We start from the raw sequence: 17,342 nt of genomic DNA on the forward strand, positions 1-17,342 counted from the left end.
GCATTTATCCATCTGTTTTTATTAAAAAACCTAATAACAGTCGGCCAGCAGTGCAAATTGCAACAGTAAAATCATCGTTTAATGCGTGCTAAACTGCCGTATCACTCTTAGTTAGATTAAGTAGCGCTGTGTCTACCACCAACTTCTGCATGCCTGCCTCAGCTTGGCACTCAAAGCCAACCTCATCTCTCGCACTCAACGACTGGTTGTTTGATCAAAACTCGTTAACTCAGCGCCTGAGCGCGTTATGCCAGTTCGGCTTTATCGTGCAACCCGTCAATGAAGGTTGGCAAACACTAAGCTTAGATGAATGCGCTGCGCTACATCTTGCGCCAAACAGTACCGGCTGGGTACGCGAAGTGTTTCTGTGCGATGGCACGCAACCTTGGGTATTTGCCCGCAGCGTTGCCGGCCAAGCCGAACTGATGCAGGCCAATTTTGATCTTAGCCAACTCGGTAGCCGTTCACTTGGGCAATTATTGTTTAATGAGCAAGCCTTTAGCCGTGGACCACTGCAAATCTGCCAGCTCTCGGTTACGCAGTTACCTGTCATCGCGCAACAACAGAGCGCAGGGCAGCAGCACGTGTGGGCACGCCGCTCATGTTTTAAAAAAGATTCACTCGGTGTGCTGGTGGCCGAAGTTTTTTTGCCTAAACTTTGGCAGGATACCGATCCGACGCTAATGGGTTAATACCCTCACGACACTCTCCAGCTTGCTTACTACCCTATTACGGAGCTCACCATGCTTAACCAGTTGCTTAAATCCTTCAATCGTCTTCACCCAAGAGCATGGGATTTTATTCAACTGATGCGCCTTGATCGCCCAATCGGCATCTACTTGCTGATGTGGCCGACCCTATGGGCCTTATGGATTGCCGGAGAAGGTTCGCCAAGCATTAAAAATGTTGTGATTTTTATCCTCGGGGTGATTCTGATGCGCTCAGCCGGTTGTGCGATAAATGACTTTGCTGACCGCGGCATTGATGGCGATATTTCTCGCACTAAGGATCGCCCGATTGTCAGTGGTCGTGTTACCGCCAAAGAAGCGCTCATCACCTTTGCCATATTGGTTGCTATCAGCTTTGGCTTGGTCCTACTGACCAACAGTCAAACAGTTTACTGGGCTTTCTTAGCTGTCGGTTTAGCGGCGCTGTATCCGTTTACCAAGCGTTACACCTATTACCCGCAAGTCGCCCTGGGCGCAGCCTACTCGTGCAGTATTCTTTTAGCTTTTAGTGCGCAAACCGGTAGCGTACCGCATGAAGCGTGGCTGATTTATATTGCTAACCTGCTCTGGACCATTGCTTACGATACGTACTACGCAATGAGTGACCGCGAAGATGATTTAAAAATCGGAGTCAAATCAACTGCAGTGCTATTTGGTGATGCCGACCGCTTTATTATCTTAACCTTGCAAGGCAGCGCGTTATTCTGTTTGTTACTGGCCGCAGCTAAGTTTGAGCTTGGCGGTTATTTCCAGTTGGGCTTAGCAGGTGCTGCCGGCTGCTTTATTTGGGAGTTTATCTATACACGCCAACGCGATGCACAATCTTCACTGCGTGCGTTTTTGCATAATCACTGGGCAGGCTTGTGTATCTTTCTGGGCCTAATTGCCCATTATGCTTTCGGTGCTTGATAGCCTGAAGAAGCATCTGCACAGCTACAAGACAATATCTTGAGCCGTGCAGTCAACAGATGATCTGTGAAAGGATTAAGCGCTCGCTTACTCGCCACCCACCGCAAAGTTAGGCAAGCTGTCGATCGGCTGGTTAAAGTCAAAAGGAATCGACTCCACTGCAAGACCGACATTACGCTGCACAACAAAGTGCAAATGTGGGCCGGTGCTGTTACCGGTATTGCCTGAGCGTGCCAGGTAGCTACCCACATCAACACGCTGCCCTTCTTTCACGCTGACCGAGCCTTTCTGCAAGTGTAAGTACACACCCATGGTGCCGTCATCGTGCAAGACACGGACAAAATTACCTGCAGGATTTTCCCCACGGCCGGTTTGCTGGTTTTCAGTTTTTACAATCACCCCAGAGCGTGCAGCGACAATCGGCGTGCCTTCCGGCATAGCAATGTCTAATGCGTAACGGCCTTTGGGGGTGAAATGACTGTATTTACCATTGGCACCCTGAGTCAGACGAAAAGGTCCGCCACGCCAAGGCAATGGATATTCGCTGGAGGTTGGGATTAAACGCGGATCACCTAAGGCATAACGCAGTTTGGGCTTGTACTGCATCGGTTTCGAAGCATCTTTAGGCGCCAAAGTCAGTAAGCGAATTTTACTGCGCGGCGGCAACACCCAACGAATCGGCTTTTTGCTTTCGCCGGCAAGATTGCTTTGTTTTTCTAGGCTTAATTCAATTTCAACTGGGCCGTATAAATCATTACGTACCAACAAAGTTTCACCGGCCGCATGCTTGTGCGTCTCCAGTTTCACTTCATTTTCAATGTGCTCGATCATACGATCGCTAAACACGAAAATTTTCGCACCAGCTTTAGCTTTATCGGTATAAGTCACCACGCCATTGGCGTCGGTGTATTTATAGACAGTTAAGGCATGACTTTGCCCACTAAGCAAAGTGAACAAAGATATTATTAGAATTTTTTTATACATATTTTTGCCCAGCATTAATTCAGCCACCAAATCTAGCAGTATGAAAAAAAATACTCTAATACTATTGGGCTAGTCTGTGACTGACTTTACCTGAATGAACACAAACCATTAATTTTGACTCAATGTATTTATGCACTCGGAGTAAAATGTCGCTGTGCAGTGCCTCTGGCAATTAAACGCGATAAATAATCAAGCTTTTTTGGATCACTATCGACAAAACGACAAGTTACTTGCAGCCACTCACTATCCGGACGCGCTTCGAGCGCACCAACACTATGCACATACGCATTCAGTCTTGCCACCTCAGCCTCATCTCCTTGCTCTAAATCAAGCACAGCGTTATCTAACACTTGCGGTAAAACCTGGCCACGCTTAATCACTAAGAGCGCATCTTTTAAGCTTAGCGCTTTAATCACGCAAGCAAATTCACCATTAGATAAACGTAAACTCGCCTGACCTTGACCGCTTAAGGCAGCAGCCGGCTTTTTTGCAGGTGGAACAGATGAGGGTGCAGCAGTATTTCTAGTAGCAAGAGTGATTGATGCTGCTGGCGGCGGCGGAGCAACTTTTTGACCCGTCAGCACAGATAACGAATCATTACTCACACCGGTACTCAACATACGTACTGGAGCCGAGCTCTGTAAGGCCTGTAAACGACCACTACGACTCAATGCCTTAGTGACCTTAGTAATCAGTTGCTCTTGAGTAAACGGCTTACCAATATAATCGGTGACGCCGGCCTGAATGGCTTGCACAACATTTTCTTTATCACCTCGACTGGTGACCATAATAAACGGAACTGCTTTGTATTCAACTTGCTGACGAAACCAAGAGAGCAGCTCTAAACCGCTCATCTCCGGCATTTCCCAATCACACAGAATCAAATCAAAACCTTGTGCCGCAATTATTTGTTGCGCCTTACGCCCATTCACCGCTTCTTCCAGTTGAATGCCTGGAAACTGACTGCGCAAGCCTTTTTTCATCAAGTCGCGGATAAAAGAGGCATCATCAACAATCAACACATTAACTTTACTCATTGATGCCTCTCTTTATTCTTTTAACTTGCACTTTTGACTGTCGTGTCATCCACGCCAGTACTCAGTCAGCGATTTCAACGCTAAAACTACGCTTGAACTTCTGCACCAGCTTGCATGCGCTGTAACTCTTGAGCGTATAACGCATCAAAGTTAACCGGCGCTAACATCAAGGCTGGGAACGAGCCTCGTACCACTAAGCTATCTAATGTTTCACGCGCATACGGAAACAAAATACTTGGGCAGAACGCACCTAATGCATGATTTTGCGATGGCGCATCCAAACCTTGAATCAAGAAAATACCGGCTTGTTGCACTTCAGCAATAAAAGCGACTTCTTCGCCAGTTCTAACTGTGACAGTTAAGGTCAGCACAACTTCAAAAAAATCGCCTTCTAGCGCACGCTGACGGGTATTGAGGTCTAACTCAACCGCAGGGCTCCAGTCTTCACGGAAAATCTCTGGGCTTTTTGGTGCTTCAAACGATAAGTCTTTGACATAAATACGTTGCAAGGAAAATTGTGATGATTGCTCTTCCTGAGCAGCTACGCTGTTTTGTTCGGTCATGCTGTTGTTATCCTTATTAAATATATTGAACTGACTGAATCGATGCAGGATGTCTTTTGTACAGCAACAATCTCTGCTTTTCTAGCCTCTGCGTCTAGCTTGCCAGCAGCGCATCAAGTTTGCCGGCGCGCTCCAGAGCAAATAGCTCATCGCAGCCACCAACATGTAACTCGCCAATCCAGATCTGCGGCACTGAGGTGCGCTTGGCTTTTTCTGCCATCTGCGCACGTAAGGCCGCCTTACCGTCGACTTTAATCTCTTCAAAAGCCACGTCTTTACTGTGCAAAAGCTGCTTAGCGCGGGTGCAATACGGGCACCAGTCACTGGAGTAGATAATTACTTTAGCCATGTTATTTCACCACTGGAAGATTTTCACTGCGCCAGCCGGTGATGCCGCCCGATAAGCGTGCGGCAGTAAAGCCAGCTTTCTTCAATTCAGCACAAGCACCACCGGCATTCATACCTGATGCACACACCACAATGATGGTTTTATCTTTATGCTTTTCTAACTCAGCCATTTTATCTTTCAGCTGATCGTTGCTGATATTGACTGAGCCAACGATATGCCCTGTGCTGAACTCTTTTTTCGGGCGAATATCTAAAATAAACGCTTCATCGCGATTGACCATAGCGGTCAACTCACGCGAGCTCAAATTACGCCCAGCATTGCGCGACTGCTGCACGATCAGCAACACAACCAGGACGATAAATGTTCCGCTGAGCACATAGTGCGCAGTAATAAATTCAAGAAATTTGGCAAGCGTATCAGCAAACATAATCGGTACTCAGAGCGTTAGAATCTGCAAAGTATACACAGACCTGCGCATTCTCTGAACTACTAACAATGACGTGCGCAGCACATCCAGCTAAACTTAGCGCATATTCTGTTATCCACTTGTGAGTTTATTCTTATGCATGCCACGCCTAAACCTCTAGTTTTAGTGATTCTCGACGGTTTTGGTCATAGCGACTGCCCTGACTACAACGCCATTTACAGTGCCAATACGCCGGTTTATGACCAACTACGTGAACAATATCCGCACAGCCTTATCTCTGGCAGCGGCATGGATGTTGGCTTGCCTGACGGGCAAATGGGCAACTCTGAAGTCGGCCATATGAACCTTGGCGCTGGTCGTGTGGTGTATCAAGACTTCACACGTATTACTAAAGCCATTAAAGACGGTGACTTTTTCAGCAACCCAGCACTGAGCAAAGCCGTTGATCAAGCCGTGGCGCAGAGCAAAGCTGTACATATTTTAGGTTTGCTCTCTGAAGGTGGCGTACACAGTCATCAAGAGCATTTAATTGCGATGATTGAATTAGCGGCGCAACGCGGTGCAGAAAAAATTTACCTGCATGCTTTTTTAGATGGCCGTGATACGCCACCACGCAGCGCCCAGCCTTCGATCGAAGCGATTGAAGCAGCTTGCGCGAAACTGGGTAAAGGCCGTATCGCCAGTCTGATTGGCCGCTATTATGCAATGGACCGTGATAATCGCTGGGATCGTGTCGAGCAAGCGTGGCAGTTGCTGGTCGATGGCAAGGGTATTTATCAAGCCAACAGCGCCAGCGCTGCATTGGCTCAGTCCTATACCCGCGAGGAGTCCGATGAGTTTGTTAAAGCCACCACTATTGGTGAACCTGTGCGCATGGAAGATGGCGACAGCGTGATCTTTATGAACTTCCGTGCCGACCGCGCTCGCGAACTCAGCCATGCGTTCTTAGATAAAGAGTTCGCAGGCTTTAAGCGCCAGCGTTTACCGCAGCTGAGCCAGTTCGTAATGCTCACCCAATACGCTGCTGATTTACCTGCGCCCAGCGCCTTTGCACCAACAGCATTGGTCAATGTGCTCGGTGAATACCTTGCAAATCAAGGCAAAACGCAACTGCGCATTGCGGAAACAGAAAAATACGCACACGTGACTTTCTTTTTCTCCGGTGGTCGCGAGCAGCCATTCGAAGGTGAAGAGCGTATTTTAATTCCATCGCCAAACGTTGCCACCTACGACTTACAGCCACAAATGAGTGCGCCAGAAGTTACAGACCGCATTGTCGAAGCGATTGAAAAGCAGCAATACGATGTGATAGTAGTCAACTACGCCAACGGCGACATGGTTGGTCATACCGGCGTGTTCTCCGCAGCAGTGCAAGCTGTTGAGTGCCTGGATGCTTGCCTTGGCCGCATCGTCAGCGCACTCGATAAAGTCGGCGGTGAAGCGCTGATTACGGCTGATCACGGCAACGTTGAGCAAATGGAAGATGAAAGCACCGGCCAAGCACATACCGCACATACCTGTGAGCCAGTACCTTTTATTTATGTCGGCAAACGTCCTGCCAGCATGCGTAACGATGGTGTATTGGCAGACGTTGCACCGACCATGCTGACTTTGATGGGTTTACCGATTCCAACAGAAATGACTGGACGCAGTATCCTCAAACTCAACTAACACTGCTTAATATTGCGTGGTAAGAGTGCTAAACACTACGCAATTGTGCAATCGCCTAGCATCAGCATGCTGTTTGCTGGGCGTTTTTTAGGCATAATCCATTCTCTGTATTGCTCAGGTTCCTCCCGTCATGTTTCGCACTTTTTTATTTATTTTACTCAGCTGTGCATTCACTGTTGCCGTGGCGGCTGATCAGCGCGCGCAAACCAAGCAAGAGATTGCCCAAGCGGCTAAAGATATTGCCGAATTAAAAAAACAATTAAGTAAAATTCAACAAGAAAAATCCAGCGCTGAACAAGAACTGAAAAAAACTGAAACTGAAATTGGTGAACTAGAAAAACAAGTTAACGATCTGCAGCAACAGGAAAAAAAAACTGAACAAGAACTAGACCTACTAGATAAGCAGAAAAAAAAACTGCAAAGCTCGCGCCTTGACCAGCAAAAACTTATTGCCATTCAAGCCCGTGCAGCATATCAAGCCGGCCAGCAAGAGCCTTTACGACTCTTGCTCAATCAACAACAACCAGAAAAATTCTCGCGCAACCTGACCTACTATCAATACATCGGTAAAGCCCGTCAGCAGCAAATCAATGAGTTCAACGAAACTATCCGTCAAATCACCAATATTTCTGAACAAATTACTGAGCAACAGAACAATCTCGCCAAACAACGCGCCAGTTTGCTGAGCAAACAAGAATCACTGAAAACCTTACGTCAACAACGCCAACAAAAAGTGACGAGTCTCAGCCAAAAGCAACGCAAAGAAGCTCAATCTCTGAACACTCGTCAAGCCGATCAAGCAGCACTGAATAAAGTATTGCAGACCATTGAGGCTACTCTCGCACGACAAGCTCAAGAGGCGCACGAGGCTGAGCGCAAACGGCAACGACTGATAGCTGAGCAACAGCGCCAACAGGCTGAACAACTGCTTGATAAACAACCACAACCAGTAGCAGGCAAACAACCTCAAAGCCCGATGGTGTCTACTGCAATCACCCACAACGGTGGCAACTTTTCCACTGTTCGCGGCAAATTGCCTTGGCCGGTTAACGGCCGTCTGATCGCCCGCTTCGGTAGTCCTCGTGGAGATACCCGGAGTAAATGGGACGGCGTCTTAATCAGTTCACAAGCAGGTACTCAGGTGCGCGCAATTCATCCAGGTCGTGTAGTATTTGCCGACTGGCTGCGTGGTGCTGGTTTATTAGTGATTGTAGACCACGGCGACGGCTACTTAAGTCTTTACGGCCACAATCAGAGCATATTGAGCCGTCCCGGTGATATGGTGCAAACAGGCCAAGCAATATCGACAGTCGGCAATACTGGCGGTCAAGATCAAGCAGCGCTGTATTTTGCTATACGTCAAAAAGGAAAGCCTGCGGATCCAACACAATGGTGCCGCACACAAGGTTAGTCGCAATGCCATTCTTCACAAGGAGTTATCTCATGCCCTTTCCAAGAACTCGTTTAGCCTCAGCTTTACTAAGCTCGATGCTGTTGCTGGGCATGCTCAACTCGAGCGTAAGCGCCGCACCCAGCGCACCAGCGGCAGAGACTCCAACGGCACAAACGCTACCACTCAATGACTTACGTACATTTGCTGAAGTTTTAGAGCGCATCAAAACAGCCTACGTCGAACCGATCGACGATAAAACACTGTTTGAAAATGCGATTAAAGGCATGCTCAGTAATCTCGACCCACACTCCAGTTACTTAGAGCCCGACGCCTTTCGTGATCTACAAGAAAGTACCAGTGGCGAATTTGGTGGCTTGGGTATTGAAGTTGGCCTAGAAGATGGCATTTTACAAGTCATCGCACCGATTGATGACTCCCCTGCCTCGGCGGCCGGTTTAGAAGCACAAGACTTAATCATCAAAATCGATGACCAACCGACCAAGGGCTTATCCTTGATGGAATCCGTCGAGAAGATGCGCGGCAAGCCGGGCACCAGCATCCGCTTGACCATTGTCCGTGAAGGCCGCAAACCTTTTGAAGTAACCCTTAAACGTGCGGTGATTAAAAGTCGCAGTGTCAAAAGCCAGTTACTAGAAAATGATTATGGCTTTCTGCGCATCAGCCAGTTTCAAGTCAACACTGGCAGTGAAGTTGAAAAAGCACTGGCTAGCCTAAAGAAAGAAAACAAAGGTCAGCCGCTGAAAGGTCTGATTTTGGATTTACGCAATAACCCAGGCGGCGTCTTGCAAGCCGCTGTCGAAGTGACTGATCACTTTATCAGTTCAGGTTTGATCGTCTACACCAAGGGCCGTTTAGCCAATGCTGAACTGCGATTTTCTGCCAATGCCGAGAACGCCAGCGAAGGCGTACCCTTAGTGGTACTGATCAATGGCGGCAGCGCCTCAGCTTCTGAAATTGTCGCAGGTGCGTTACAAGACCATAAACGCGGCATTGTCATGGGCACCGACAGCTTTGGCAAGGGCTCCGTACAAACGGTGTTACCACTGAACAATGATCGTGCGCTGAAGCTGACTACAGCCTTGTATTACACGCCGAAAGGTCGCTCCATCCAAGCCCAAGGCATTGTTCCTGACATCCTCGTTGAACGTGCAAAACTCAGCCAAGAAGATAGCGCAATGGGGATTAAAGAAGCGGACTTGGTCGGACACTTGGGCAATGGTAATGGCGGGCCTGACAAGCGCAGCAATGCTGATAAAGATAAAAAGCCACGCTTGCAAGATGAAGACTATCAAATCAATCAGGCGATTAATTTGCTAAAAGGTATTAACGTTCTCAGTAGCAAAAAAGCACAGTAAGCTGCTGATCAACTACGGCGGTGTCGGTGAGCTTACCGCACCGCCGCTGACTGCTTAGAAATACTTATTAAAGTATTGTTCAATTTCACCCTGTGCACGCATAGCATCCAATGTTTGCTGCAGTTGAGCGACTACAGCATCATCTGTTTCTTTATTAAAAGCTAAATATAAGTCTGCTCTATTAAAGCGTAAGATCGTTTTTAGATTTCTCACACCTTCTTGAGCGGCTAAATAACGTCCAGCAGGATCACCTGTAGCCCATAAATCAATCTGACCACGATCAAGCTTTAATGCATTTTCTTGATCTCTTAGGGCGCTAGTCGGCTCAATGGCATGATTTTCTAAATACTCAGTAATGACATCACCTTTATAAGATCCTATTTTATATAGACGCGCATCTTCTAAGGTTTGCAAAGTAATAGTGCTGTCGTTACGGGCTAAAAGTACCCAATCATCAGGACCAATTGGCCCAACCCACTTAAATAAATCTTCGCGTTCAGCAGAGCGTGACATCACAAACACGCCAAAGTCTGGCTTCGTCAATACTTGCTGATAAACCCTTTCCCACGGGAAACGCAGCGTCAAAGTGTAATCAATATCTGCTCGACGAAACATTTCACGAACAATATCTGTAGCAATCCCTTCAATATTTTCATCTTTACCAAAGTTTTTCCCGTTTCGCTCCATATTGTAAGGAGGGAAATTCTCAGTTAACAGATGTACTTTATAATTCTGATCCGCGGCCCAAGTGATTGACCCAAAAAACAAGGCCATCAACATTAAACTAATTTTAATTTTAAACACTCCATCCCCCAAAATAATATTTATGATTAGTATTAACGTACAACAATACCTTGGCTGGCTAAATAAGCTTTAGCTTCAGGGATGGTATATTCGCCAAAATGGAAAATACTGGCGGCCAATACTGCATCGGCCTTACCGAGCAAAATACCGTCGGCCAAGTGCTGCAGATTACCCACACCACCCGACGCGATCACCGGAATATTAACTGCATCGCTGACTGCGCGAGTCACGCCCAAGTCAAAGCCGTTTTTCATTCCGTCTTGATCCATACTGGTCAGCAAAATTTCACCGGCACCAAAACTTTCCATTTTCTTCGCCCACTCAACCGCATCAATGCCGGTTGGCTTGCGGCCTCCGTGGGTGAAGATCTCCCAGCGTGGTGGCTCGCCGACTGCAGAAACCTGCTTGGCATCAATCGCGACAATAATGGATTGCGAACCAAAACGCTGCGCTGCTTCTTGCACGAACTCTGGGGTGAACACAGCTGCTGAGTTGATAGAAACCTTATCAGCGCCTGCGTTTAGCAAATTGCGAATATCGTTAACAGTGCGCACACCACCGCCAACAGTTAGCGGGATAAACACTTGGCTGGCCATGCGCTCGACAGTTTGCAACATGGTGTCGCGGCCTTCTAGGGTCGCAGTAATGTCGAGGAAAGTGATTTCATCAGCGCCCTGTTCGTTATAACGACGGGCAATTTCTACTGGATCGCCAGCATCGCGAATATTCTCAAATTTTACCCCTTTAACCACACGTCCATTTTCAACATCAAGGCAAGGAATGATACGTTTCGCGAGCGTCATACAGCTCTCCACAGAGTAAGTTAAGTTGCATTATTGTTATAAAAAAGCCCTTGTATAAAAGGACTTTTACAAAGCAAAAGGATTACTTGAAGCTATCGCACAATGCTTGCGCTTCGGCTACATCCAGCGTGCCTTCATAAATAGCACGCCCGGTAATCGCGCCGACAATGCCTGAAGCCCGTGCATTTAATAACGACTGCACATCACCCAAATTATGAATACCGCCTGAAGCAATCACTGGAATACTGGTGGCACGCGCTAATGCTGCTGTGGCTTCAACGTTACAGCCCTGCATCATGCCGTCTTTGGCAATATCGGTATACACAATTGCCGACACTCCATCTGCTTCAAAGCGCTTGGCCAAATCAATCACTTGCAGTTCGCTGATTTGCGCCCAACCATCAGTCGCCACAAAACCATTCATCGCATCAAGCCCAACAATCACTTTACCGGGAAATGCTTTGCAGGCTTCAGCCACGAACTCAGGCTCCTTAACTGCTTTGGTACCAATAATCACATAGCTGACACCGGCGCGCACATAATGCTCGATGGTCTCAAGGGTGCGAATACCACCACCAATTTGAATCGGCAGATCGGGGTAACGCGCAGCAATGGCTTTAACCACTTCGCCATTCACTGGCTGGCCTTCAAAAGCACCATTTAAGTCAACCAAGTGTAAGCGACGGCAACCCGCCTCAACCCACTTCGCGGCCATCTCCACTGGATCATTTGAAAAAACAGTGGAATCTTCCATACGTCCTTGGCGCAGTCGTACACAAGCACCATCTTTTAAATCAATCGCGGGAATAATCAGCATTAAATCAGCCTGCCTAAAAGTTAAGTCAATCGATTAACTCAGAATCCGACGCTACCAGCGCCCGTCCCAAGCTACAAAATTTTGTAACAGTTGTAAGCCGTTAGTGTGGCTTTTTTCTGGATGAAACTGCACAGCAAAACACGGGCCGTCAGCTAGCGCGGCAGCAAACGGCAAGCCATATTCACAGCTACCAGCAACCTGACGCTGATTATCAGCCTGAACATAATAGCTATGCACAAAATAAAAGCGCGACTGGTCAGGGATGTTGTGCCAGAGCGGATGATCCAAACGCTGCTCGACAGTATTCCAGCCCATGTGTGGCACTTTCAGACGCTCACCATCTATCTGCAAGTTCTGCCCGAAGTAACGTACCTGCCCAGGAAATAAACCTAAGCAAGGCACACCGCCATTTTCTTCACTACTATCAAGCAAAGCTTGCATACCGACGCAAATACCTAGAAACGGACGATCTTGACTGACTTCGCGGATCACATCTAGCAACTCAAAACGCTGCATTTCTGCCATGCAATCACGCATCGCACCGACACCTGGCAGCACCACGCGATCAGCGTCACGAATCACTTGTGGATCGCTGGTAATTTGTACCCGCGTCGAGCCCACATGCTCCAGCGCTTTACCCACTGAGTGCAAATTACCCATCCCGTAATCAATTACGGCGATGGTTTGCATCACAGGCTGCCTTTGGTAGATGGCATGCGACCTTCCATGCGTGGATCAATCTCTACCGCCATGCGCAGGGCGCGGCCAAATGCTTTGAACACGGTTTCAATCTGGTGGTGAGTGTTAGTACCACGCAAGTTATCAATATGCAGAGTGACTTGTGCGTGATTAACAAAGCCTTGGAAAAACTCTTGGAACAAGTCCACATCAAAGCCACCCACTACCGCACGGGTAAAAGGCACATGCATTTGCAAACCTGGACGACCAGAGAAGTCTAACGCGACGCGTGACAGCGCTTCATCCATTGGCACATAAGAGTGGCCATAGCGACGTAAACCACGTTTATCGCCCACCGCTTTAGCAAAGGCTTGGCCAATGGTAATACCCACATCTTCTACCGTGTGGTGATCATCAATATGTAAGTCACCGGTACACTGCACATCCAAATCAATCAGACCATGGCGTGCCACTTGGTCCAGCATATGTTCCAGAAAAGGAACACCAATTGCAAAACGTCCCTCGCCAGTGCCATCTAAATTGATTGTGGCCTTAACTTGGGTCTCAAGGGTATTACGTTCAACAGAAACCTTACGTTCGGTCATGATTTGCTCCACCGCTAAAAGCCGCTTGGTACGGCCGACTTGTCACATTAATTGCATATTATAGGCTTGCAACGACGATGACCGCTACCGATAGACGTTTTTGAGCGGTACACTAACTGCTCAGTTGTAGGAGTTCTTTGCAATGCCCGTTTACTTTGAAAGCGCTGAACAACCCAGTACACAAGACTTAGCCGACCTAGAAAAAATCTATTTAGACGCGCCAGATTGGTTAATTACGCCATTTACCAATGCGGCGGAACTGATCCAACAAGGTCTGACTCACAACACTTTAGTGACCGCGCGCTTCAATAGCCGGCTACTGGGTGCGGCATTATTAGATAAACAAGCCGAGCGCTGGTTATTATCTCACCTATGTGTGCGCGCACTAACCCGTAATCGCGGTGTGGCGCGGCGCTTGGTTGATGAAGCAACGCGTTTAGCGACTGAGGCAGGCTGCGTATTACAGGTAAATATCCCTGCTGAGCAGCCGGAACTGATTCAGCTTGCCAGCGCAAAAGGCTTGCTAATTGCAGTCGTCAACTGATTAATTGTTAACCACGCAACCTATTAATCCGCCTGCTAGATAGCACGCACATTATTTTAATTTCCAAAAGGAACCAGCCCGTGAAATCTTTTAGCAAGCTTATCGGTCTGCTACTTCTAGGACTGCTACTGCTACTGGTGGCCGCCGGATTTGCTCTGACCCATTTTTTTGATCCCAATGATTACAAAGATGAAATTCGCGAATTAGCGCGTGAGCACGCCAACCTTGAGTTAGAGCTCAACGGCGATATCGGTTGGAGTTTATTCCCTTGGCTGGGTATCGAAATCACTGATGCCAAAATTGCCAGCGCCGACACCCCTGACGATCCTTTTGCTGACCTACGTTTGCTCGGTTTGTCAGTACAAGTCATGCCGCTGTTGCGCAAAGAAATTCAGATGAGCGATATTCGCATCGATGGCCTCAATCTAAACCTGCATCGCAACGCGCAAGGACAAGGTAACTGGGAGCACATTGGTAAGCCGCGCAGCGAACAAGCCGATGCTAATAAACCAAAAGCCTCCACTGAAACAGTTGCGAACGCTGCCACGGCAGAATCAAACGCGACGCCACAACCGACTCGCGCCAGCACTCCACTGAAACTGGATATCAACAGTTTGATCGTCAATGGCGCACGAATTGATTTCCTCGATGAACAAAGCGGCCAGCAGTTCAACCTAGAAAGTGTACAACTGACCACCGGCGCGATTCGCGACAATCAACCGGTGGCACTGAAGTTTTCGGGTTTTTTAGGTAATGCCAAGCCACTGCTGCGTGCACGCATTGAATTGACTACCAAAGCGACCATTGATCAGGTGTTACAGCGTTACCTCTTAGACGATATGAAGCTGTCAGGTGAAGTCGCCGGTGAGCCGCTCAATGGTAAAACAGCCAACTTCACTGTTCGCGGTAATTTGCTGTATGACCAAAGCGCCAATCTTGCACGCTGGGATAATTTACGTCTATCAGTCAACCAGCTCAAAGCACTTGGCGAAATCCAAGTAGCAGAATTGAACAAACAAGCACAGCTTAGCGGCGCACTATCAATTGCAAACGTTAATTTGCAGGAATTTCTCAGTGGCGTTGGCGTTGCACTACCGGCGATGGCTGGTAAACAAGCCTTGAATAACTTTGAACTCAATACTCAACTGCAAGGCACGCCCAATAGTCTGCTGTTTAACCAGATGACGGTTAAAGTCGACCAAACCAACTTAACCGGTAGCGCTGGGATCAAAAACTTCGATACAGCAACGCTATATGCCCATTTGCAAGGTGATCAGTTAAACGCTGATCTTTACCTGCCACCAGTTGAGCCAAAAGCACCCACAGAGCGTCAAGCACAGGTTAAGCAACAAACCGAACAAGCAGGTAACAGTGGTACTACAGCGCTGCCTGATGCACCGTCAAAAACCGCGTGGAGCACCGAGCCACAGCTGCCGATTGAGCAACTTGGTAAAGTGAATGCAGACTTCGATCTGAACTTTAACGAACTGACCATCAGCAAGTTTCCCATTGCACAGGCTAAGTTTAAATTGCTCGCCAAAAACGGCGTGATCAATCTAAACAACCTACAAGGCAACCTGTTTAATGGCGAGTTTAAAAGCAGCGCCAGCATTGACAGCAAGGCCCAACAGCCATTGCTGACTATCAAACTCAATACACATAACATCCCAGTGGAAAAAGTGCTGCAAACCCTGGATCAAGAAGTGACCATCACCGGTTTACTTGACCTTGATACCGATCTGCGTACCCGTGGTAATAGCCAGCAAGACTGGGTTAATCATCTTAATGGCGCAGTAAACTTTGCTCTGCACAAAGGCGTACTGCCTGATGCTAATTTAGAGCGCCAGCTGTGCATCGGCATTGCCACGTTAAACCGCAAAGCGCTCGGCGCTGACACTGGCAGTAAAGACACCCCATTTAATGATCTCAGCGGTAAACTGACGATCCGTGACGGTATCGCCAACAATCCTAACTTGCGTGTTGCCATTCCTGGTTTAAACGTTAAAGGTAAAGGCGATATCGACTTACGCGTGCTTAGCCTTGATTACTATGTAGGCATTATTATCGAAGGCGACACCCACCCAATGCCGGACCCGGCTTGCCAAGTCAACAAACGTTATGTGGGTTTGGAATGGCCGGTACGCTGCCGTGGTCCTCTCGAATTAGGCGCCAAAGCCTGCCGTATTGATCAAGAAGGCTTAGGTAAAATTGCCGCCACCTTGGCCGGTGAAAAACTGACAGAAAAGCTTAATGAAAAACTTGGCGAGAAAGTCAGCCCTGAATTAAAAGACGCGCTCAAAGGCCTATTTAAACGATGAGTCCAGATGCCTTTGCTGCGGCCGTGGTTGCTTGGTATCAAGAACACGGCCGCAAAGACTTACCTTGGCAGCAAAATGTCAGCCCTTACCGCGTTTGGGTTTCTGAAATCATGCTGCAACAGACTCAAGTCAGTACGGTACTGGATTACTTTGCGCGTTTTATGCAAGCCCTGCCCGATGTACAAGCTCTGGCTGCAGCGCCGCTCGATGAAGTACTACACCTGTGGACTGGTCTTGGCTATTACACACGCGCACGCAATCTGCATAAAACTGCGCAGCAGGTCTGTGAGAGCTACCAAGGTGAGTTTCCTCGCAGCGCCGAAGACTTAGCCACCTTACCCGGTATTGGCCCTTCTACCGCCGGTGCGATCGCAAGCTTAAGTATGGGCCTGCGCGCACCTATTCTTGATGGCAACGTTAAGCGCGTGCTGGCACGCTGCAGCGCGCTCGGCAGTTACCCAGGCGGCAGTCAAGCCAGCAAGCAGTTGTGGCAACTCGCAGAATTGCTCACCCCGCAACAGGATGTCGCGCAGTACACTCAAGCGATGATGGATCTCGGTGCGACCCTGTGTACTCGCAAACAGCCCGAGTGTTCGCGCTGCCCTGTGCAAAAAGGTTGTTTAGCCTACCAAACCGAGCAGCAACACCTGCTGCCCGTTGCGCGACCACGCAAGGTGATGCCTGAGAGGCGCGTGAGTATGCCGTTGCTGGTCGACCTGAGTGGTTCTGTGCTGCTTTACCAAAGACCCTCTACAGGCCTCTGGGGCGGCCTTTGGAGCCTGCCAGAGTTAGGCGATATCTCACAGCTCGACAGCCTTCTGCAACAACATCAGCTGACAGTCGAGCAACAACAGCCATTAATCGGCTTGCGCCACACCTTCAGCCACTTTCACCTTGAGATTGAGCCTTGGCTGGTTCGCGTCAAGAGCAGTACAGCCTTGGCCGTAGCCGAAAACAACTGGCTCTGGTATAACCCTTACAATCCGCCACGCTTAGGTTTAGCAGCTCCAATTAAAGAGCTGATCGAGCGTACGCTTATTCAGTCACCAGCAGGAGACCGTCAATGACTCGCATGGTTATGTGTCGTAAACATCAGCAAGAACTCGCCGGCTTAACGCGCCCACCCTTTCCTGGCAGCAAAGGCGAAGACATCTACAACAATATTTCTCAGCAAGCTTGGGATGAGTGGCAGACCCAGCAGACGATGCTGATCAATGAGCGTCATTTAAATATGATGGATGCTGAAGATCGCAAGTTTTTAATGGCTGAAATGGAGAAGTTCTTCGCCGGTGAAGAGTTCGCCAAAGCCGAAGGTTATGTTCCGCCAAGCCAATAA

General features: G+C 48.3%; 19 protein-coding genes. 9 read left to right on the forward strand and 10 right to left on the reverse strand.

Annotated features, from left to right (window positions below):
* Positions 1 to 128 precede the first annotated feature (128 nt).
* A complete protein-coding gene (locus H591_RS0113125) occupies positions 129 to 692 on the forward strand; it encodes a chorismate--pyruvate lyase family protein (RefSeq protein WP_232362440.1) in 564 nt (187 codons plus the stop codon).
* A gap of 51 nt (positions 693 to 743) precedes the next feature.
* On the forward strand, positions 744 to 1,637 hold the full coding sequence (gene ubiA / locus H591_RS0113130) for a 4-hydroxybenzoate octaprenyltransferase (RefSeq protein ID WP_022967427.1): 894 nt from the start codon (positions 744 to 746) through the stop codon (positions 1,635 to 1,637).
* An 87-nt stretch (positions 1,638 to 1,724) separates the two neighbouring features.
* Here ubiA and H591_RS0113135 read toward each other — a convergent pair whose 3' ends face one another.
* The 5 genes from H591_RS0113135 to H591_RS0113155 form a co-directional block, all read right to left on the reverse strand.
* The gene (locus H591_RS0113135) at positions 1,725 to 2,621 is read right to left on the reverse strand and encodes a peptidoglycan DD-metalloendopeptidase family protein (protein ID WP_028244438.1); all 897 of its coding nucleotides are present in this window, start codon (positions 2,619 to 2,621) and stop codon (positions 1,725 to 1,727) included.
* Positions 2,622 to 2,749: 128 nt separating this feature from the next.
* Positions 2,750 to 3,658: a response regulator gene (locus H591_RS0113140; RefSeq protein ID WP_022967429.1), complete on the reverse strand. Its 909-nt coding sequence runs from the start codon at positions 3,656 to 3,658 to the stop codon at positions 2,750 to 2,752.
* Between the two features lie 86 nt (positions 3,659 to 3,744).
* Positions 3,745 to 4,221: a protein-export chaperone SecB gene (secB, locus tag H591_RS0113145; protein ID WP_022967430.1), complete on the reverse strand. Its 477-nt coding sequence runs from the start codon at positions 4,219 to 4,221 to the stop codon at positions 3,745 to 3,747.
* Positions 4,222 to 4,315: 94 nt separating this feature from the next.
* The gene (gene grxC, locus H591_RS0113150; RefSeq protein ID WP_022967431.1) at positions 4,316 to 4,570 is read right to left on the reverse strand and encodes a glutaredoxin 3; all 255 of its coding nucleotides are present in this window, start codon (positions 4,568 to 4,570) and stop codon (positions 4,316 to 4,318) included.
* Between the two features lies 1 nt (position 4,571).
* Positions 4,572 to 4,997 (reverse strand): rhodanese-like domain-containing protein, encoded by a 426-nt coding sequence (locus tag H591_RS0113155; RefSeq protein WP_022967432.1) that lies wholly within the window; start codon positions 4,995 to 4,997, stop codon positions 4,572 to 4,574.
* 135 nt (positions 4,998 to 5,132) lie between these two features.
* Between H591_RS0113155 and gpmI the strand changes: the two genes are divergently transcribed.
* From gpmI to H591_RS0113170, 3 genes are all read left to right on the forward strand, one after another.
* Positions 5,133 to 6,668 carry a 2,3-bisphosphoglycerate-independent phosphoglycerate mutase gene (gene gpmI / locus H591_RS0113160; RefSeq protein ID WP_022967433.1) on the forward strand — a complete coding sequence of 512 codons (1,536 nt, stop codon included), beginning with the start codon at positions 5,133 to 5,135 and terminating at the stop codon, positions 6,666 to 6,668.
* Positions 6,669 to 6,798: 130 nt separating this feature from the next.
* Positions 6,799 to 8,079 carry a murein hydrolase activator EnvC family protein gene (locus tag H591_RS0113165; protein ID WP_022967434.1) on the forward strand — a complete coding sequence of 427 codons (1,281 nt, stop codon included), beginning with the start codon at positions 6,799 to 6,801 and terminating at the stop codon, positions 8,077 to 8,079.
* A gap of 32 nt (positions 8,080 to 8,111) precedes the next feature.
* Positions 8,112 to 9,437 carry a S41 family peptidase gene (locus H591_RS0113170; protein WP_022967435.1) on the forward strand — a complete coding sequence of 442 codons (1,326 nt, stop codon included), beginning with the start codon at positions 8,112 to 8,114 and terminating at the stop codon, positions 9,435 to 9,437.
* A gap of 54 nt (positions 9,438 to 9,491) precedes the next feature.
* On the opposite strand, the gene H591_RS0113175 is transcribed toward H591_RS0113170, so the two are convergent.
* The 5 genes from H591_RS0113175 to hisB form a co-directional block, all read right to left on the reverse strand.
* Positions 9,492 to 10,211 carry a substrate-binding periplasmic protein gene (locus H591_RS0113175; protein ID WP_232362441.1) on the reverse strand — a complete coding sequence of 240 codons (720 nt, stop codon included), beginning with the start codon at positions 10,209 to 10,211 and terminating at the stop codon, positions 9,492 to 9,494.
* A gap of 62 nt (positions 10,212 to 10,273) precedes the next feature.
* Positions 10,274 to 11,044 carry an imidazole glycerol phosphate synthase subunit HisF gene (hisF, locus tag H591_RS0113180; protein ID WP_022967437.1) on the reverse strand — a complete coding sequence of 257 codons (771 nt, stop codon included), beginning with the start codon at positions 11,042 to 11,044 and terminating at the stop codon, positions 10,274 to 10,276.
* Between the two features lie 82 nt (positions 11,045 to 11,126).
* Positions 11,127 to 11,861 (reverse strand): 1-(5-phosphoribosyl)-5-[(5-phosphoribosylamino)methylideneamino]imidazole-4-carboxamide isomerase, encoded by a 735-nt coding sequence (gene hisA / locus H591_RS0113185; protein WP_022967438.1) that lies wholly within the window; start codon positions 11,859 to 11,861, stop codon positions 11,127 to 11,129.
* A gap of 51 nt (positions 11,862 to 11,912) precedes the next feature.
* The gene (gene hisH / locus H591_RS0113190; RefSeq protein WP_022967439.1) at positions 11,913 to 12,551 is read right to left on the reverse strand and encodes an imidazole glycerol phosphate synthase subunit HisH; all 639 of its coding nucleotides are present in this window, start codon (positions 12,549 to 12,551) and stop codon (positions 11,913 to 11,915) included.
* On the reverse strand, positions 12,551 to 13,144 hold the full coding sequence (hisB, locus tag H591_RS0113195; protein WP_022967440.1) for an imidazoleglycerol-phosphate dehydratase HisB: 594 nt from the start codon (positions 13,142 to 13,144) through the stop codon (positions 12,551 to 12,553). The genes hisH and hisB overlap by 1 nt, the downstream gene beginning before the upstream one ends.
* Before the next feature lie 142 nt (positions 13,145 to 13,286).
* Here hisB and H591_RS0113200 point away from each other — a divergent pair, with 142 nt between their 5' ends.
* From H591_RS0113200 to H591_RS0113215, 4 genes are all read left to right on the forward strand, one after another.
* The gene (locus tag H591_RS0113200; RefSeq protein WP_022967441.1) at positions 13,287 to 13,688 is read left to right on the forward strand and encodes an acetyl-CoA sensor PanZ family protein; all 402 of its coding nucleotides are present in this window, start codon (positions 13,287 to 13,289) and stop codon (positions 13,686 to 13,688) included.
* 80 nt (positions 13,689 to 13,768) lie between these two features.
* Positions 13,769 to 16,006, forward strand: coding sequence for an AsmA family protein (locus tag H591_RS0113205; RefSeq protein WP_022967442.1), 2,238 nt, complete (start codon positions 13,769 to 13,771; stop codon positions 16,004 to 16,006).
* Entirely contained in the window at positions 16,003 to 17,073 is a 1,071-nt protein-coding gene (mutY, locus tag H591_RS0113210) for an A/G-specific adenine glycosylase (protein ID WP_022967443.1), read from the forward strand. The genes H591_RS0113205 and mutY overlap by 4 nt, the downstream gene beginning before the upstream one ends.
* A complete protein-coding gene (locus H591_RS0113215; protein ID WP_022967444.1) occupies positions 17,070 to 17,342 on the forward strand; it encodes an oxidative damage protection protein in 273 nt (90 codons plus the stop codon). Before mutY ends, H591_RS0113215 begins: the two co-directional genes overlap by 4 nt.

The sequence above is a fragment of the Denitrificimonas caeni DSM 24390 genome (assembly GCF_000421765.1).
Classification (GTDB): domain Bacteria; phylum Pseudomonadota; class Gammaproteobacteria; order Pseudomonadales; family Pseudomonadaceae; genus Denitrificimonas; species Denitrificimonas caeni.

Excerpts from the sequence above, each read along its gene's own strand:
- ubiA (WP_022967427.1), top strand. The coding sequence starts at position 744 with ATGCTTAACCAGTTGCTTAAATCCTTCAATCGTCTTCACCCAAGAGCA.
- H591_RS0113135 (WP_028244438.1), bottom strand. The coding sequence starts at position 2,621 with ATGTATAAAAAAATTCTAATAATATCTTTGTTCACTTTGCTTAGTGGG.
- H591_RS0113140 (WP_022967429.1), bottom strand. The coding sequence starts at position 3,658 with ATGAGTAAAGTTAATGTGTTGATTGTTGATGATGCCTCTTTTATCCGC.
- secB (WP_022967430.1), bottom strand. The coding sequence starts at position 4,221 with ATGACCGAACAAAACAGCGTAGCTGCTCAGGAAGAGCAATCATCACAA.
- grxC (WP_022967431.1), bottom strand. The coding sequence starts at position 4,570 with ATGGCTAAAGTAATTATCTACTCCAGTGACTGGTGCCCGTATTGCACC.
- H591_RS0113155 (WP_022967432.1), bottom strand. The coding sequence starts at position 4,997 with ATGTTTGCTGATACGCTTGCCAAATTTCTTGAATTTATTACTGCGCAC.
- gpmI (WP_022967433.1), top strand. The coding sequence starts at position 5,133 with ATGCATGCCACGCCTAAACCTCTAGTTTTAGTGATTCTCGACGGTTTT.
- H591_RS0113165 (WP_022967434.1), top strand. The coding sequence starts at position 6,799 with ATGTTTCGCACTTTTTTATTTATTTTACTCAGCTGTGCATTCACTGTT.
- H591_RS0113170 (WP_022967435.1), top strand. The coding sequence starts at position 8,112 with ATGCCCTTTCCAAGAACTCGTTTAGCCTCAGCTTTACTAAGCTCGATG.
- H591_RS0113175 (WP_232362441.1), bottom strand. The coding sequence starts at position 10,211 with ATGGCCTTGTTTTTTGGGTCAATCACTTGGGCCGCGGATCAGAATTAT.
- hisF (WP_022967437.1), bottom strand. The coding sequence starts at position 11,044 with ATGACGCTCGCGAAACGTATCATTCCTTGCCTTGATGTTGAAAATGGA.
- hisA (WP_022967438.1), bottom strand. The coding sequence starts at position 11,861 with ATGCTGATTATTCCCGCGATTGATTTAAAAGATGGTGCTTGTGTACGA.
- hisH (WP_022967439.1), bottom strand. The coding sequence starts at position 12,551 with ATGCAAACCATCGCCGTAATTGATTACGGGATGGGTAATTTGCACTCA.
- hisB (WP_022967440.1), bottom strand. The coding sequence starts at position 13,144 with ATGACCGAACGTAAGGTTTCTGTTGAACGTAATACCCTTGAGACCCAA.
- H591_RS0113200 (WP_022967441.1), top strand. The coding sequence starts at position 13,287 with ATGCCCGTTTACTTTGAAAGCGCTGAACAACCCAGTACACAAGACTTA.
- mutY (WP_022967443.1), top strand. The coding sequence starts at position 16,003 with ATGAGTCCAGATGCCTTTGCTGCGGCCGTGGTTGCTTGGTATCAAGAA.
- H591_RS0113215 (WP_022967444.1), top strand. The coding sequence starts at position 17,070 with ATGACTCGCATGGTTATGTGTCGTAAACATCAGCAAGAACTCGCCGGC.